Source organism: Streptomyces sp. NPDC005955, assembly GCF_042871255.1.
Lineage (GTDB): Bacteria > Actinomycetota > Actinomycetes > Streptomycetales > Streptomycetaceae > Streptomyces.
Genome location: NZ_JBIAIF010000013.1, coordinates 141,169 through 157,080 on the forward strand (window position 1 = coordinate 141,169; position 15,912 = coordinate 157,080).

The 15,912-nt window shown below is 73.8% G+C and carries 16 protein-coding genes and 1 pseudogene; 9 read left to right on the plus strand and 8 right to left on the minus strand.

What is annotated here, in order from left to right:
* The first annotated feature begins 39 nt into the window (after positions 1-39).
* From hmgA to ACFYOU_RS26720, 3 genes are all read left to right on the plus strand, one after another.
* Positions 40-1,389: a homogentisate 1,2-dioxygenase gene (gene hmgA, locus ACFYOU_RS26710; RefSeq protein WP_391309045.1), complete on the plus strand. Its 1,350-nt coding sequence runs from the start codon at positions 40-42 to the stop codon at positions 1,387-1,389.
* A gap of 78 nt (positions 1,390-1,467) precedes the next feature.
* Positions 1,468-2,226, plus strand: coding sequence for a UTRA domain-containing protein (locus tag ACFYOU_RS26715; RefSeq protein WP_391309047.1), 759 nt, complete (start codon positions 1,468-1,470; stop codon positions 2,224-2,226).
* Between the two features lie 20 nt (positions 2,227-2,246).
* Positions 2,247-3,473 (plus strand): type ISP restriction/modification enzyme, encoded by a 1,227-nt coding sequence (locus tag ACFYOU_RS26720; protein ID WP_391309153.1) that lies wholly within the window; start codon positions 2,247-2,249, stop codon positions 3,471-3,473.
* A 309-nt stretch (positions 3,474-3,782) separates the two neighbouring features.
* Here ACFYOU_RS26720 and ACFYOU_RS26725 read toward each other — a convergent pair whose 3' ends face one another.
* Positions 3,783-4,052, minus strand: coding sequence for a hypothetical protein (locus tag ACFYOU_RS26725; protein ID WP_385495159.1), 270 nt, complete (start codon positions 4,050-4,052; stop codon positions 3,783-3,785).
* Between the two features lie 280 nt (positions 4,053-4,332).
* Here ACFYOU_RS26725 and ACFYOU_RS26730 point away from each other — a divergent pair, with 280 nt between their 5' ends.
* Complete coding sequence (locus ACFYOU_RS26730) at positions 4,333-5,466, plus strand: protein kinase (protein ID WP_391309048.1); 1,134 nt, start codon at positions 4,333-4,335, stop codon at positions 5,464-5,466.
* 60 nt (positions 5,467-5,526) lie between these two features.
* Here the strand turns inward: ACFYOU_RS26730 and ACFYOU_RS26735 are convergent, their stop codons facing one another.
* Positions 5,527-6,345 (minus strand): SGNH/GDSL hydrolase family protein, encoded by an 819-nt coding sequence (locus ACFYOU_RS26735; RefSeq protein ID WP_389771564.1) that lies wholly within the window; start codon positions 6,343-6,345, stop codon positions 5,527-5,529.
* 345 nt (positions 6,346-6,690) lie between these two features.
* Here ACFYOU_RS26735 and ACFYOU_RS26740 point away from each other — a divergent pair, with 345 nt between their 5' ends.
* Positions 6,691-7,914 carry a DUF5925 domain-containing protein gene (locus ACFYOU_RS26740; RefSeq protein ID WP_391309051.1) on the plus strand — a complete coding sequence of 408 codons (1,224 nt, stop codon included), beginning with the start codon at positions 6,691-6,693 and terminating at the stop codon, positions 7,912-7,914.
* A gap of 96 nt (positions 7,915-8,010) precedes the next feature.
* On the opposite strand, the gene ACFYOU_RS26745 is transcribed toward ACFYOU_RS26740, so the two are convergent.
* A complete protein-coding gene (locus tag ACFYOU_RS26745; RefSeq protein ID WP_391309052.1) occupies positions 8,011-8,883 on the minus strand; it encodes an NAD(P)-binding domain-containing protein in 873 nt (290 codons plus the stop codon).
* Positions 8,884-9,078: 195 nt separating this feature from the next.
* Between ACFYOU_RS26745 and ACFYOU_RS26750 the strand changes: the two genes are divergently transcribed.
* On the plus strand, positions 9,079-9,660 hold the full coding sequence (locus tag ACFYOU_RS26750; protein WP_391309154.1) for a TetR family transcriptional regulator C-terminal domain-containing protein: 582 nt from the start codon (positions 9,079-9,081) through the stop codon (positions 9,658-9,660).
* A 13-nt stretch (positions 9,661-9,673) separates the two neighbouring features.
* Here ACFYOU_RS26750 and ACFYOU_RS26755 read toward each other — a convergent pair whose 3' ends face one another.
* Positions 9,674-10,048 carry a GntR family transcriptional regulator gene (locus tag ACFYOU_RS26755; RefSeq protein ID WP_391309054.1) on the minus strand — a complete coding sequence of 125 codons (375 nt, stop codon included), beginning with the start codon at positions 10,046-10,048 and terminating at the stop codon, positions 9,674-9,676.
* A 180-nt stretch (positions 10,049-10,228) separates the two neighbouring features.
* Between ACFYOU_RS26755 and ACFYOU_RS26760 the strand changes: the two genes are divergently transcribed.
* Positions 10,229-11,143 (plus strand): GNAT family N-acetyltransferase, encoded by a 915-nt coding sequence (locus ACFYOU_RS26760; RefSeq protein ID WP_391309055.1) that lies wholly within the window; start codon positions 10,229-10,231, stop codon positions 11,141-11,143.
* Entirely contained in the window at positions 11,124-11,639 is a 516-nt protein-coding gene (locus ACFYOU_RS26765) for a DUF402 domain-containing protein (protein WP_391309057.1), read from the plus strand. The genes ACFYOU_RS26760 and ACFYOU_RS26765 overlap by 20 nt, the downstream gene beginning before the upstream one ends.
* A gap of 6 nt (positions 11,640-11,645) precedes the next feature.
* Here ACFYOU_RS26765 and ACFYOU_RS26770 read toward each other — a convergent pair whose 3' ends face one another.
* Both ACFYOU_RS26770 and ACFYOU_RS26775 read right to left on the minus strand, forming a co-directional pair.
* Positions 11,646-12,653, minus strand: a complete 1,008-nt coding sequence (locus tag ACFYOU_RS26770) for a HEAT repeat domain-containing protein (protein ID WP_391309059.1) — start codon at positions 12,651-12,653, stop codon at positions 11,646-11,648.
* 6 nt (positions 12,654-12,659) lie between these two features.
* Complete coding sequence (locus ACFYOU_RS26775) at positions 12,660-13,328, minus strand: HEAT repeat domain-containing protein (protein ID WP_391309060.1); 669 nt, start codon at positions 13,326-13,328, stop codon at positions 12,660-12,662.
* A 230-nt stretch (positions 13,329-13,558) separates the two neighbouring features.
* On the opposite strand from ACFYOU_RS26775, the gene ACFYOU_RS26780 reads away from it, so the two are divergent.
* Positions 13,559-13,699, plus strand: a complete 141-nt coding sequence (locus tag ACFYOU_RS26780; protein ID WP_385495171.1) for a hypothetical protein — start codon at positions 13,559-13,561, stop codon at positions 13,697-13,699.
* Between the two features lie 72 nt (positions 13,700-13,771).
* On the opposite strand, the gene ACFYOU_RS26785 is transcribed toward ACFYOU_RS26780, so the two are convergent.
* Together ACFYOU_RS26785 and ACFYOU_RS26790 are read right to left on the minus strand one after the other, a co-directional pair.
* Positions 13,772-14,239 carry a GNAT family N-acetyltransferase gene (locus ACFYOU_RS26785; protein WP_391309063.1) on the minus strand — a complete coding sequence of 156 codons (468 nt, stop codon included), beginning with the start codon at positions 14,237-14,239 and terminating at the stop codon, positions 13,772-13,774.
* Positions 14,240-14,427: 188 nt separating this feature from the next.
* Positions 14,428-15,912, minus strand: a pseudogene (locus ACFYOU_RS26790) (tripartite tricarboxylate transporter permease); the annotation flags it as partial.

Here is a 15,912-nt window from a genome sequence, read left to right on the forward strand (position 1 = left end):
CCTACGGTGATGCATAGGAATAGCTACGAGGGAGCGCCGATGAGCGGTGACACCGCCCGGAAGACCGCCGAGAGCCTGACCTACGCGACCGGATTCGGTAACGAACACAGCAGCGAGGCGGTCGCCGGCGCCCTGCCGCTGGGCCGCAACTCACCGCAGCGCGGCCCGCTCGGGCTGTACGCGGAACAACTGAGCGGGAGCGCCTTCACCGAACCCCGCGCGGACAACCGGCGCACCTGGCTGTACCGGATCCGCCCGTCCGCCGCCCACCCCGCGTTCACCCGGGTCGACAACGGCGCGCTGCGCACGGCGCCCTTCACCGAGACGGTCCCCGACCCCAACCGGCTGCGCTGGGACCCCCTGCCCGCACCGCCGGCCGGAACGGACTTCCTGGCCGGCCTGTGGACCCTCGGCGGCAACGGCGACGCCGCGAGCCGCACCGGCATGGCGGTGCACCTGTACCACGCCAACACCTCCATGGAGGAACGGGTGTTCAGCGACTCGGACGGCGAGTTGCTGATCGTGCCCGAGCGCGGCGGTCTGCTGCTGCGCACCGAACTCGGGCTGCTCGCCGCCCGCCCCGGCGAGGTCGCGCTGGTCCCGCGGGGCGTCCGTTTCCGGGTCGAGCTGCTGGACCCGGCGCCCGACGGGGACGGCCCCGCCGCGCGCGGGTACGTCTGCGAGAACTACGGCCGCCCCTTCCAGCTGCCCGAACGCGGCCCGATCGGCGCCAACGGCCTGGCCAACGCGCGCGACTTCCGGGCGCCGGTCGCCGCCTACGAGGACGTCGAGGGCCCGGTCGAGGTGGTGAACAAGTTCTGCGGCAACCTGTGGACCGCCACCTACGACCACTCCCCGCTGGACGTGGTCGCCTGGCACGGCACCCACACCCCGTACGTCTACGACCTGCGCACCTTCAACGTGATCGGCTCCCTCAGCTACGACCACCCGGACCCGTCGATCTTCACGGTGCTCACCTCGCCGTCCGACACCCCGGGGCTCGCGGCGGTGGACTTCGTGGTGTTCGCGCCCCGTTGGCTGGTGGGCGAGGACACCTTCCGGCCGCCGTACTTCCACCGCAACGTGATGAGCGAGTACATGGGCCTGATCGAGGGCGCCTACGACGCCAAGGCCGGCGGCGAGGGCGGGTTCGTGGCGGGCGGCGGTTCCCTGCACAACATGATGTCGGCGCACGGGCCGGACCGGGAGACCTTCGACCGGGCGAGCGCCGCCGCCTTGGTGCCCCAACGCATCGACGACGGTCTGGCGTTCATGTTCGAGACCCGGTGGCCCGTGGTCACCACCGCCCTCGCCGCCGGTGCGGACCACCTCCAGCGCGGGTACGACGATGTGTGGCATGGTCTGGAGCGCCATTTCAGGAACCCCTAGCGCACCGCGGGCGACCGCCCCCCGAACGACCCCCGTGTCCTCGTGGGCCACCGCACCGGAACCCGATTCGGAGAAGTCGTGACCGCTTTTGCCCCGGACTCGATCGTCCTGAATCGCAAGCTGCCGCTCTGGTACCAGGTGTCACAGTCCCTGCGCGCCTCGATACTGGGGCGGGCGCCGGACGCCCCGCTGCGGCTGCCCACCGAGGAACGCCTCGCCGGGCACTACGGGGTCAGCGTGCTGACCATGCGGCAGGCCCTCAAGGAGTTGGAGGACGAGGGCCTGATCAGCCGCCACCGGCGGCGGGGCACCTTCATCGAGCCGGCCGCGCGGCGCGGCGCCCCGGTCCGTCTGCTGGGCTCGGTGGACGCGATCGTGGCCCAGCAGTCGGGCATGACCACCCGTCTGTTGGACCACGGGCGGATACCGGTCCCCCATGCGTACGCGGACCGGTTCCCGGGCCTGGACGAGGTCGCCACGTACCACCGGCTGCGCTCCGACGAGGCGACCGGCGAACCCACCAACCACGCGCGCAACTACGTCCGGCCGGAGCTGGCCGAGCGGATGGACCCCGCGGACCTGGAACGCTGGCCCATGACCAAGGTGCTGCGGGACGTGGTCGGCGCCCGGATCGGCCGGATCACCGACACGGTCGAGGCCCGGCTCGCCGACCCGGACACCGCACGGCTGCTCGACGTCCCGCTGCTCAGCCCGATCCTGCACTACACGGGCGTCACCCACGACGAGGACGGTCGGGTCCTCGACCTCGCCGTCATCCACTACCGGGGCGACCGCTTCTCCTTCACCGTCACCCTGGACGCCCAGCCACCCGACTGACCGACGCCGCCATGGCTAGCATGCCGGTCGTGACGCACACCGAGGAACCGCTGTTGGCGGACCTGATGCCGTGGTCCGTCGCCGTCCCCCGGATCGGCCGGGGCTGGCCCGTGGCCCCGGACACCGCCACGCTCAGGGCGCGGTGGCAGGCCCTGGCCCGGGCGGAGGGCGCGGACCGGACGGCGCTGTTCGAGTCCAGCCGGGCCCGCACCCCGCGGTCCGCGGTCGCCCAGCTGCCCGGCCAGTCCACCGGCACGGCCCGGCTCGCCCACGCCCCGGGACCGTTCCCGCAGCCGCTGCGCGTCCTGCTCGCGCCCTTCGACGAGCAGTGGCTGATCCCCGACCACCGGCTGATCGACGCCGCCCGCCCGGAGTTGTGGCGGGTCGCCGACGCCCGACAGCTGTTCGTCCTCGACACCCCGGCAGCAGCGGGTGACGCGGCCGGGCCGGGTCCGGCGCTCCTGGTCACGGCACGGCTGCCGGTCGCCGTGCCGCCGCCCGTCCCCGCGCCCCGCGAGCGGGCCCGCGGCACCCGGGTGCATCCCCTGTTCCGGCGACCGGGCGGAGCCGAGCCCAACCTCGCCCCCGGGCTGCCGGACCTGCTCGCCACCCGTCTCGGCCTCCACCGCGTCGACCCCCTGGACGTCCTGGCGTGGATCGTCGCCGCCGCCCGCCCGGGGCCGGGCGGCTGCACGGTGCCGCTCACCTGCGATCCGGAGGTGTGGGCACGCGGCACCGGCACGGGGCGCCGACTGCTGCGGCTGATGGTCCGCACCGACGGCGACCGACCGCGGCTCCCCGGCGGCAGCCGCCCCTACGTGCGGTCCCCGCTCCCCGAGCGGCCGACCGTCCTGCGCCACGACCCGGACACCGGGAGCCTGGACCTGGACGGCGGGCGGATCTCTCCGGTGCCCGCGGAGGTGTGGCACTTCAGGGCCCAGGGGGTGCGGGTGGTGGAGTCCTGGTTCGGCCGTCGCACGGCGCCGGCACCGCGGCCGGGCTCCCTGGGAGCCGTCCGACCGGCGGCCTGGCCGCAGGCGTGGACCTCCGAGCTGCTGGAACTCCTCACCGTGCTGGCCCTGCTCGCCGAGTGCGGACCGAGCCGCCCCGAACCGCTCGGACCCCGACTGACGGCGGACGAGCTGCGCCGGGCGGGCGTGCTGCCGCCACCGGACACGGCCCGCCGCCCCGCCTCCGTCCTCGACCACCGCGAGGAGGGCCCGGAGGGCCAGTACGCACTCCTCTGATCCGCACGCCCCGGACCACCGTGGGGACGGGTGACCACGGGGTACTGCCGGGCCGCGCCCGCGGGCCGCCGGGTCGGCTGGGGAGGGGCCGACGTGGCGCCGAGCGGGTGCGGGTGCGGATGAACGGCACTCCGTGGCGATGAACGCAGGAGCGCGGGTCCGGCGGAGCCGCCGCCGGCACCCCAAGGGGCGTGAAGGTGACATGGGGGGCCCGGGCGGGCACGGGAGCGACGCCGCGCACCGTGGGAAGGGCGGTGCCGGGGACGCGCCGGAGGATTCCGACCGCGACCGCCGGGCCCGGGCCGGTGCCTAGTGACCGCCGAAGAGCGAGCGGCGCAGCCGTCGCAACGGGGCGAAGAGCGATACGCGTCGCACGCGGGCCTCACGCCCGCTGACCTCGTGGGCGGGCGCACGCGTCGTCAGTTCGCGCATCAGCAAGGTCGCCTCGGCCGCCTCCCGTTGCGGTATGGCGGGGCCACCCAGCACGGCGAGATGGCGGTCGAGGCGCGAACTGGTCGCGCTGCTCCCGCAGGTGATCGCAGGGACGCGCGCCCTGCTGCGGACTGTCATCGGTTCCATTTTGTCTCCCCACCCGTACGAGGGCACCCGGCCCGGGCAGGTTCACCCTATCTCCCCCGCCTGACACTCGTGTATACCGCCCGGGGCACTCGCCTTCCGGGAGGCGGCGCCGACCGGGTTCGGCGCCGCCCCTGCGGTCGCACCGGTCGCACCCGTCCCACCGGTGTCCGGGTCCGGCCGCGCGGGACGACGGGAATCCGTTCGGGGCAGTTCAGGGGGGTCGCAACGGGCTGGGGCTGGGCTACTTTGTGAGCGTCGGACACTGCGAAGGGGGACTCCGGTGAGCCGGGAACCGAACGACGCAGGACAGGGGAACCCGGGCGCGCAGGACGGCGACGCACGGCCCCTGGTCGCCGGGCGCTACCGGTTGTTGTCGCCGCTGGGCGAGGGCGGCACGGGCACGGTGTGGTTGGCCCGTGACGAGGCCCTGCGCCGGGAGGTCGCCGTCAAGGAGGTGCGGGCGCCCGCCGGGCTCACCGCCGCGGAGGTCGAGCAGCTCCACGCCCGGCTGGAACGGGGGGCCTGGGCGGCGGCCAGGATCTCGCACCGCAACGTGGTCGGCATCCATGACGTGGCGGTGGAGGACCGCCGCCCGTGGATCGTGATGGAACTCGTCCGGGGACTGGCCCTGTCGGACGTGCTGGTCGCCGAGGAGCGGGTGTCGCCGCAGCGGGCCGCGCAGATCGGCGCCGAGGTGGTGGGCGCGTTGCGGGCCGCGCACGACGCAGGGGTGCTGCACCAGGACGTCAAGCCGGCCAACGTCCTGTTGGCCAACGACGGTCGGGTGCTGCTGTCCGACGTGGGGACCGCGACGGCCCAGGACACCTCGGCGCTGACGCGGGCGGGCCGGATCGCCGGCTCGCCGGAGTTCCTGGCCCCGGAGCGGGTGCTCGGCCGGGACCCGGGCCCGGAGTCGGACCTGTGGTCGCTCGGGGTGCTGCTGTACACGGCGGTGGAGGGGCGGTCGCCGTTCCGGCGGGACACCGCGCCGGACACCCTGCGGGCGGTGGTCGACGAGGAGCCGGCCCCGCCCCGGACCGCGGGCCCGCTGGCGCCCGTCATCGGGGGCCTGTTGCGCAAGGACCCGGCCAAGCGGCTACCGGCCGCGGTGGCGGAGCGCGAGTTGCGGAACATCGCGGCGGGGGGCAGCGGAACGTCCGCCCCGCTCGCTCCCGGTGGGACGTCCGCCCGCCCCGCGCCCGCGGTCGGATCCGGCGCCGACGGCCCCGCTGCCGGGGACGACCGGTCCGGTGCGTCCGGACCGTCGAACGCCGCGGGGCCGAACGCAGCGGGGTCCCACGGCACCACCGCGTCGGCCACCCGGGGCCAGCGGCGCGGCGCGGCCCTGGTCCTGGTGGCCTCGGTGGGGGTGCTCGTCCTGGGACTGGGCGCGCTGGTGCTCGCCCTGCGCTGACCGGGTGGGCCGCGGCCCCGTGCGGACGGGAACGCGGCGCACCGCGGCGGAACCGGGCCGTCAGGCCGCCGCGTTCAGGGCGGGCAGGTAACCGCGGGACTGCCCGGCGGCCTTGGGGTGGTAGGACTCGCTGATGCTGAGCAGCTTGAGGCTGTGCAGCCAGGCGTCGCCGGAGCAGATCTCGTGTCCGGCGAACCGTCCGGTGACGCCGGCGAAGGTGAAGCCGTGGTCGGCCGCGCGCTTGGCGAGGGCGCCGTTCAGGTGGTCCGAGGCGGAGTTGATGGCGGAGCGCTCCCGCTCGGAGAGTCCTGCGAGGCAACTGCCGCTCAGCTTGTAGAAGCGGGGGTAGCCGAGGACGACGACCTCGGCCCGGGGGGCCCGGTCGGCGATCGCCTCGTAGAGCTCGTCGAGGTGGCCGGGCAGCGTGGCGTCCACGTAGCGGCGGGCGGTGGCGATGCGGTCCAGGCAGGACTTCTCGGATTCGGTGACGCAGGTGCTCATGACGTCGGAGAAGCCCGCGTCGTTGCCGCCGACCGTGATGCTGACGAGCCCGGTGCCGGACCCGAGGGGGCCGAGTTGCTTGGTCCGGACATCACCCGTACGAGCGCCCGCGCAGGCCGTGAAGTGGAACGAGGAGGGTGAGTTGGCGTCGGCCCACAGCGCCGGGTAGGCGCGCGCGGTGCGCTTGCAGGAGCCGCTCGCACCGTCGTAGGCACCGGCGCCGAGGCCGGAGGAGTAGGAGTCCCCCAGCGCTACGTACCCGGTGGCCGCGGCGCCGGGGGCGGCCTGGGCCGCGGCGGCTCCGGTCAGGGTGAGACCGGCGGCGACGAGGAGCGAGGTGAACGCGGCCGTACAGGCCGTAAGTCGGGAACGTCTCATGGAACCTCCCTTTAGCAGGATCTCCGCGACGACCGTGGTACCAGCTGACCAGTCGGGTTGGAAATGTGCATGACAGACTTGTCGGCTTCTTTCCCGGAATCCTCACCAGCGATTCGTCAGACGTTCAATTACCTTCCCGTTTTCGCCATCTGACGAGCGGTCAACGAGGGTGATGCGGAAGCACGGACGTCTTCACGGGGCGGTCGCCGCCCGCTCCGGGCGCCCCTTCACCACGTTGAGCCCCCCGCGCACCAGCGCCCCGTGCGGGCCGGACGGTTCGTCAGGGTGGCGGCGACGGCCGAAACCCGGGTGCGTACGGGCGCGGGGTGCCGGATCATGACCGTCATGTCTGCCAAGCCTGTGCGACCGGAGGACACTCTGACGCAGCCGCCCCACGACGACCCACCGACCGTTCCCGAGGCCGCGACCCCCGGTGTGCCCGCGGCGGCGCCCGTGGCCGCGCCCGCCGTCACGCCCCGGGACGCGTTCGCCACGCTGCCCGTCCAGCTGACCCTGAACGACGAGGACAGCCCGTCGGACGTGGTGGACGCCCTGTTCCTGGGGCGGTTCACGACCGGCGAGCAACCCCATGCCCGCCGTACGGGGATCGAGCGGGTGCGCCCCGGTGCACCGCTCATGCCGCCGGGCGCGACGGTGGTGCGCGCCACCCGCGGCGACGACAACCGGAGCAACACCCTCGCGGTGGGCGACGGCTGGACGCTGCTGGCCAGCCGTTGGCGGCAGGGTGCCGACGTGTCGGTGACGGCGACCAGCGCCGAACTGGCCGACCACGTGCTGAGCCTGGCGACCGAGGGGGCGACCGACGAACCGGAGCCGCAGCCGGAGACCGTGTCCATGGGGTTCTGGTACGTGTCCCCGCGCCGGGGTCCGCACCGCACCACCCGTCAGATCTCGGCCCTGACCTGGGCCGAGGCCCGGGCCAACTACACCGCCCCGGTGGCCGATGCCATGGACGGGCTGATGAAGCTGACCGCCGAGGACATCACGGGGCGGCTGCTCCTGCTGCACGGGCCGCCGGGCACCGGCAAGACCTCGGCGCTGCGCACGCTCGCCCGGTCCTGGCGGGAGTGGTGCCAGGTGGACTGCGTGCTCGACCCGGAGCGGCTGTTCACCGACGTCGGCTATCTGATGGACATCGCGATCGGCGAGGACGAGGGCACGGCGAAGGGCCGCTGGCGGTTGCTGCTGCTGGAGGACTGCGACGAGCTGATCCGGGGCGGGGCCAAGGACTCGGCGGGCCAGGCGCTGTCCCGGCTGCTGAACCTGACGGACGGCCTCCTCGGTCAGGGCCGCAACGTCCTCGTCGGGATCACCACCAACGAGGACCTGGAACGGCTGCACCCCGCCGTGGTGCGTCCGGGGCGGTGCCTCGCCCGGATCGAGGTCGGTCCACTGACCCGCCCGGAGGCCGTCGAGTGGCTCGGCACCGAGGAGGGCGTCGACCGGGACGGGGCCACCCTGGCGGAGCTGTTCGCCCTGCGCCGGGGCGGCGGCCCGACCGAGGTACCCGGCCAGCGCCCCGGCGCGGACGCCGGGCTGTACCTGTAGCCGCCCTCCCGGGGGACGACCGGTGGGGGACGGGAATCCGGTGGGACCGGGCGGTCGGGCGGTCCGGGGCGGCACCTGCGCCCCGGACCGACGGGCTCACGCCTGCGCCTTCTTCTTGAACACCTCCACCAGACTGGTGAAGCTGTCGGCGCCGCGGCCCGCCGCCAGCCCCCGCTCGAACATCCCGTGCACCGCGGCCGGCAGGGTGCTGTCGAGACCGGCGTCCCGGGTGGTCCGCACCACGTGCCCGATGCTGGCGACGCCCATCGCGAGCCGGTCGACGTCCCCCGGGTGCTCACCCCGGTCGATCCGGGGGGTGTAGAACTCCAGGAACTGACCGACGTCCGCCGCGTCCCGGGCGATCGGCAGCAGTTCCTCGGCCGTGACGCCGTGGGCCTCGGCGACCGCGACCGCGTGCAGCCAGCTGAGCATCGTCGTCCAGAAGACGTCCATCTGGAGCTGGTAGAACAGCGCCGCCCGCCCCGGGTCCTCACCCAGGAAGTCGGTGCCGGTCAGCACCTCCAAGGTGGCGCGGTGCCGCTCGAACACCTCGCGCGGACCGCTGTAGAAGGTGGACGCCCCCGGCTGCCCGACACCCGAGGGCGGCACCCGGACACCGCCCGTCAGCTGGACGCCGCCGCGCTCCGCGACCCAGGCGGCGGCCTCCCCCGCCCGCTCCGGGGTGTCCGAGCTGAGGTTGACGATCACCCGCCCGGCGAGCGCGGACTCCGCCCGGCCCAGGATCGCGTACACCGCTTCGTAGTCCGTGAGGCTCAGGACGACGAGTTCGTTCGCCGTGAGCGCCTCCTCGACGCCGCCCGCGAGGACCGCGCCCCGGGCCACCAGCTCGTCGGCCTTGCCCGAGCTGCGGTTCCACACCGTCAGCGGGTGGCCCTCGGCCAGGAACGCCCTGCCCATGGCCTGCCCCATCGGGCCCAGTCCGATGAGGGTGACTGCCTGCTTGCCCATGTCCGTGTCCTTTCCACCGGCGCGTGCCGGGTGCGGGTGGCGCAACTGAATCGAGCGGACGAGCACTCTAGAACGAGCGCTCTATCTAGAGAAGACGATAGCAGCCTCTAAAGCGAACGTTCCACTCGGTACACTCGTCGGGTGAAGACGACTGGTGCGAAGGCGACGAAGACGGCCGCGGGGGACGCTCCCCCGGTGAAGCCGGGCACGGCACTCGGCACCCGGGAGCGGATCGTCCGGGCGGCCTCACACCTGATGCAACGACAGGGCTACGACGGCACGGGGATCAAACAGATCTCCCTGGAGGCGTCGGCCACCCTCGGCTCCGTGTACCACTTCTTCCCCGGCGGGAAGCAGGAGCTGGCGGTCGCCGCGATCGGCCACGGCGAGCAGGAGTTCGCCCACAGCCTGGAGCACTGGCTGGCCGCGGAGGCCGACCCCGCCGCGGCCGTCGTCGCCTGTGCGGACCACCTCGCCGTCGGGCTGCGGGACTCCGACTGGGTGGACGGGTGCCCGGTCACCTCCACCGCCCTGGGGACCGCCGGCCGGGCTCCCGACATCCAGGAGGCGGCGGCCCGTGCGTTCGCCCGCTGGCGCGAGCTGGTCGCCGCCCGGCTGCGGGCGGCCGGGTTCGCCGAGGACGTGGCCGCGGAACTGGCGTACACCGTGATCAGCACCCTGGAGGGGGCGGAGTTGGCGGCCCAGGTGGAACGGAGCACGACCCCGCTGGAGGTGGCGGGGCGCCACCTCGCCCGACTCATCGACCTCCACCGCTGACCGGGCGCGGCGGTCAGCGCCCGTAGACCGCGCGGAGCGCCTCCCGGACGGCGCGCAGGGCCTCGGACTCGGGGACGCCCAGCCGCAGCGCCCGGTCCGCGTACGTCCGGGCGGCGGTCGCCGTCTCCCGGGTGGCGGCGTCGCCCGCCGCGGCGATGAAGGAACCGAGGCGGCCACGGGTCTCGATGACCCCGTCGGACTCCAGGGCCCGGTACGCCTTGGCCACCGTGTTCACGGCGAGTCCCAGCTCCTGGGCCAGGCCGCGGACGGTCGGCAGCTTGTATCCGGTCGGCAGGCGGCCGGACCTCGTCTGGTCCGCGATCTGCGCGCGGAGCTGTTCGAAGGGGGCCGTGCCCCCGGCCGGGTCGATCACGATCGTCAACGTCACCCGGTGATTCTCCCGCAACGGGCCCTCCCCGGGGCCGGCACGCCCGGTCGGCGTGGCCCCGGCCCGCGTGGCCCGGAGCCGCGTGGCCCGGAACCGCCCTCGCCGTCCTTGCCGTCGGGGCCGGCCCGCGGGCGGGAAAATGAGGGGCGCGGCACGGCGCTGCGAACCTAGCGTGGGGGCATGAGCATCGTCGTACGCCCGTTCCGGCCCGAGGACGCCGAGCAGTTCGCGCGGGTCCGGCAGGCAGCCGTCCCCTTCCTCCTGGCCACGGCCGAGTCCGTGGCCTTCGACGTCAGCCAGGCCCACCCGGACGCGCACTACCACCCGTTGGTCGCCGAGCAGCAGGGGGAGGTCATCGGCACGGTCCAGGTGGGCGTCGCCCATGAGAGCCCGACCCCGGGGCAGGGCTTCGCGAACGTCTACGTCCACCCGGAGCGACGCGGCCGGGGCGCCGGAACGCTGCTGGTGCGGGCCGCCGAGGAGCAACTCGCCCGGGTCGGGGCGACGGCGGTGTACACCTGGGTCCTGGACGAGCCGGAGAACCGCGCCTTCGCCGAGCGGCGCGGCTACCGTCCCCGCCGCAGCGCGCACTTCCTCCGGCTGGACCTCGCCGCGCTCCCGCCCCGCCTCCCCGCGCCCGACGGGGTGGAACTGCGCACGGCGGCCGACTTCGAGGACGATCCGCGCCCGGTGTTCGTGCTGGACGCAGAGTGCACGGAGGACGAACCCGGCGACGTCGGCGCACACTTCTCCGACTACGAACAGTGGCTCCGGGACACCTGGCACCACCCCCTGACGGACCGGAAGCTGACCACGATCGCCGTCGTGGACGGGCGTCCGGTCGCCTTCACCGCCGCCCGTACCGACGGGAACGGCCGCTACGTCACGGCCATGACCGGCACCGTGCGCGCGCACCGGGGCCGGGGCCTCGCCAAGGCGGTCAAGAACGACTCCCTGCACCGGGCGCGGGCGGCCGGGTTCACCGAGGCGTTCACCGGCAACGACACCGACAACGCCCCGATGCTCGCGGTCAACACGTGGTTCGGCTACGCGGTCTGCGCCACGGAGGTGCGTCATGTCCGCGACCTCGGCTGAGGCCCACGGCGGTGCGGCGACCGTCGAGGTCGTGCTGGTGAAGAACGGCCGCACCAAGATCCGCTACCCCGCCCGGCGGCTCGCCGACGACGGGGACCGGGTGAGCGTGCGGGCCCCCTGGGCGGGTGCGGGCGTGCGCGACTTCGGCTTCGTCCGCTTCGAGCCCGGCGACGTGTTCACCGAGCACTACTGGCGCACCCGGTGGTACGCCGTGAAGGAGGTGCGCACCGGGGCGGGCGTCCTGAAGGGCTGGTACTGCGATGTGACCCGGCCCGCCGTGGTCTCCCCCGACGAGATCGTGGTGACCGACCTGGATCTGGACCTGTGGGTCGGCGCCGACCGCTCGGCCGTCCTGAGGCTGGACGAGGACGAGTTCGCGGCCAGCGGGCTGGCGGCGACCGACCCCCCGGCGGCGGAGCGGGCGGTGAACGCCCTGGACGAGTTGGAACGCCTCGCCCGGGAGGACTCCGACGGGTTCACCGCCCTGTTCCGGTAGGGCCGGTCACCGCGGGTCGCGCAGGCCGAGGACGTACGCCGCGGTGAGCGCGACGGCCCGGTCCTCGTCGTGCGACAGGTCGGCGAGGGCGCGTGCCGCGGTGGTGCCCGGGATGTCGGCGAGCGCCTGGGCCAGCCGTCGTCGTACGGCGGGCTCGGCGGTGCCGTGGGCGAGCCGGTCGACGAGCCCGGTGGCGATGCGGTCCGCCCACCCGGGACGGCTCGCCAGCGCACTCAGCGCGTCGGCCGCGTCCACGTCGTTCACCTCCCCGACGACCAGGTCGAGGAGCGTCGGCACCGCCTCGGTCACGCCGCGTGCCCCGAGGGCCAGTGCCGCGTACCTGCGGACCACGGGGTCCCGGTGGGCGAGGGCGTCCCGCAGCAGGGCCGTCGCCCCGTCGTCCGGGATCTCGGCGAGCGAGCGGACCGCGCGCTCGCGCACCTGCGCCGTCGAGGAGTCCAGCCCCTGCGCCAACAGGGGCTCGACTCCGTCGCCGGCCGAGCGCGCCAGGGCCCAGCGGAGGGCCCCGGCGACGTTCGGGTCCGGTTCGCTCAGCACCGCCTCCACGAGGGGTTCCACCGGCGCCGGAACCTCCTCGGTGGCGGACAGGGCCGCGCGCTGACGCTTGCCCGCGCTCTTCGAGCCCAGTGCCTGGAGCAGGGCGACGGTCTGGAGCACGTCCTCCCAGGCGGCGGGTTCCGCGGCGTCGATGCGGCGGAGCCGGGTGAGCAGCTCCGTCTCGTCGGCGATGCGTTCCCGGGTCCGGCGGACCAGGTCGGCGACGAGGTCCGCGGGCGTGAACGCGGGATCGTCCAGCGCCCGGGCGACCTCCTTCAGCGACAGTCCCAGTGACCGCAGGCTCTCGATGTGGAAGATCCGCCGGACGTCCTCGGCGGAGTACTCCCGGTAGCCGGCTCCGGTGCGCCCCGTCGGTCGCACCAGGCCGAGTGCGTCGTAGTGCCTCAGCATGCGGGCGCTGACCCCGGACCGTCGGGCCACCTCACCGATCAACACGGCCGCTCACCCCTCCTGGCTGGTCGGGCCCAGGGCGACGACGCGCTTCGCCTCCTCGATGGCGTACGCGAACCCGGCTTCCGGGTCCCGCAACAGTCGTTCCGTGGCGTGTGCGTGTGCGCGCACCCGGGGGTCGGGGTCCGTCGTCGCGGCGCGCAGGGTCGGCACCATCGCCTCACCGAGCGCGATCAGCGCCCGGCTGAGGCTCAGCTGCGTCTCCCGTCCACCGCGCCCGAGCTGTGTCGCCAACACTACGGCCAGCGCGGTTTCCGCACCTTCGGGCACGAGCACGACGGCCGTCCGCCAGGCGGTCCGCGCCACCTCGTCGTCGGTGTCGGTCAGCAGCGCCCGGGTGATCGACGGCCAGGTCCGCCGGTCCCCGACCTTGGACAGCGTGTGCAACGCCTGGCTCCGGGCCTGTGGGCGCGGCGAACGCAGTTCGTCGAGCAGCTTGGGGACCGTCGTGGCCGCCGGGTGCCGGGTCAGCGCCCAGGTGAGCATGTCGCGCACGGGGAAGTCGGGTTCGACCGCGCACCGTTCGACGAGCGTGTCGACGAACTGCGGGTCCGGGGCCGAACCGACCGCCAGCGCCGCCCGCAGCCGTACGGACGGGCGGTCGTCCTCCAGCGCCCTCAGGGCGCGCATGGTGTTCGTGTCCGGTGCCGACGGGGTCATCGGGACCACCTCCTCGGCTCCAGCGAAGACCTTGTCACGGTGTCAAGGTCAAGCGGACGCTCCCGAGGGCCGTTGCCCGGGACGGCCCGGGTGCGGCTCCCGGGTCCGTGGGAAGTGGCTCCCGGCGGGGTGACGTCGGCCACTGACATCGGGGCGCCGGTGAGTCACCCTCCCCCAACGGGTCTAGCACCGCGCGATCGCGGGAAGAGGTAGTCCCCAAGGAGGCAGTCATGCGCCGAGTGACCGTGCAGAAGTCGCCGAGCAGGACCAGCACCCGTCGCGGGCGGCGGCGGGACGAGAGCGAGGAGCTCCCCAGGGAGCGTCCGGAGATCCGCAAGGACGTCCAGCGCATCTGGTGGCCCGAGGGGTGACCCGGTGCGGTGCGCCCGCGCGGGGCGTACGAGAAGTGCCCGGCACCGGAACCCGGTGCCGGGCACTTCGTCTCAGCCGAACCGCTTGCGGTAGTGGTAGCGGTCGTAGTGGCCGTCCAGCCGGCGGCCCATGAACGCGTACCCGTAGCGCGGATAGAGCTTCTGGTTCTCCCACATCTGCGCGTGGGTGTGCAGCCGCACCTCGGGAAGGCCGAGGTCACGGGCGTGGGCGTCGACGAAGTGGAGCAGTCGGCGGCCCACCCCCAGGCCGTGGGAGTCCGGGTGGACGGCGATGTTGTAGAGGTGCAGGTGGTCCTCGTACGGGACGAGGACCACCAGGCCGAGCACGGGCTCCCCGGTCACGAAGACCTGACCGGCGGCGATCTGCGCGGCGTGGTCGGCGTCCATCGGGGCGGGGCGTCGACCGATGCGTTCGACGTAGGGGGCGTAGGCGGCGTCCGTCACGGACCTCACCGCGCCCGCGTCGACCGGTGTCGCCCTGCGGATGGCTTCGTGGAGGGGGAGCCGTGTCTCGGTCATGGCCGCACGCCGCTTCCCTTCTCCCCGGGGTCATCGGGGCCGTCGCTGCCGTCGGTGCCGTCCGTGGCGTCGAGGGTACCGGGGGTGTCGGCGCCCTTCGTGCCGGCCGGGGCCTCGGCGTCGTCCTGACGCTCCGCCTCGGCGCCGACGGTGACCGGGGTCTTCGCCGCGACCGGGACCGCGGTGGCGGTCCGGCGGCTACGGATCAGCTTGGCGATCAGCGGCCAGGCGAGGATCAGCAGGATGATCGCGTACACCGTCACGGAGAACGGCGTGTTGACCAGGCCCGAGACGCTGCCGTCGCTGATCTGGAGCGCCCGGCGCAGCTGCTGCTCGGCGTTCGGGCCGAGGATGACGCCGATCACCGCCGGGAGCACCGGCAGTCCGTAGCGACGCATTCCGAAGCCGAGGAAGCCGATGATCAGCAGGATGACCAGGTCCAGCGACTCGCCGCCGACGGCGTACGCGCCCAGGGCGGCGAAGAAGAGGATGCCGGAGTAGAGGTAGGGGCGCGGGATGCGCAGCAGCTTCGCCCACAGCGGGGCGAGCGGCAGGTTGAGGGCGAGCAGCAGCACCATGCCGACGAAGAGGGAGGCGATCAGGCCCCACACGAGGTCGGGCTCGCGCTCGAAGAGGAGCGGGCCGGGCTGGATGCCGTACTGCTGGAAGGCGGCGAGCATCACCGCGGCGACGGCGGTGGTGGGCAGGCCGAGGGTGAGCATGGAGACGAGCGTTCCGGCGGCGGAGGCCGAGGCCGCCGACTCCGGTCCGGCGACGCCCTCGATGGCGCCCTTGCCCCACTCCTTCTTGTTCTTGGACAGCTTCTTCTCGGTGACGTACGACAGGAAGGTCGGGATCTCGGCGCCGCCCGCGGGGATCGCCCCGAACGGGAAGCCGATGAACGGACCGCGCAGCCAGGGCTTCCAGGTGCGCTTGAGGTCGTCGCGGCCGAGCCAGGGGCGGCCGACGGGGATGGGCTCGGTGGAGCCGCGGCGCAGGTGGGCGGCGACCCACAGGGCCTCGCCGATCGCGAAGAGTCCGACCGCGACGATGACCACGTCGATGCCGTCGGCGAGGTGCAGGTTGTCGAAGGTGAGGCGCTGCTGGCCGGTCATGCCGTCGAGGCCGACGAGGCCGATGGTGAGACCGATGAGCAGGGAGGCGAGACCGCGGATGCGGGAGGAGCCGAGGACGGAGGTGACGGCGATGAACGCCAGCACCATGATGGCGAAGTAGTCGGGGGCGCCGATGTCGACGGCGAGTTCCGCGACGGTGGGTGCGAGGGCGACGAGCAGGGTGGTGCCGATCAGGCCGCCGGCGAAGTGGCCGATGGCCGCTGCCGCGAGGGCTTGTGAGCCGCGCCCCGATTTCGCCATCGGGTTGCCCTCCATGGCCGCCACGACGGCCGCGCTCTCACCTGGGGTGTTGAGCAGGATGGAGGTGGTGGAACCGCCGAACATCGCACCGTAGTAGATGCCGGCGAACATGATGAACGCGCCCGTGGGGTCGAGTCCGTAGGTGACGGGGAGGAGCAGGGCGACGGCCATGGCGGGGCCGATGCCGGGCAGGACGCCGATGGCGGTGCCGAGGAGGACGCCGATGGCGGCCCAGAGCAGGTTGATCGGGGTGAGCGCGGTGCCGAACCCGTCGATCAGGGAGTTGAAGGCGTTCAT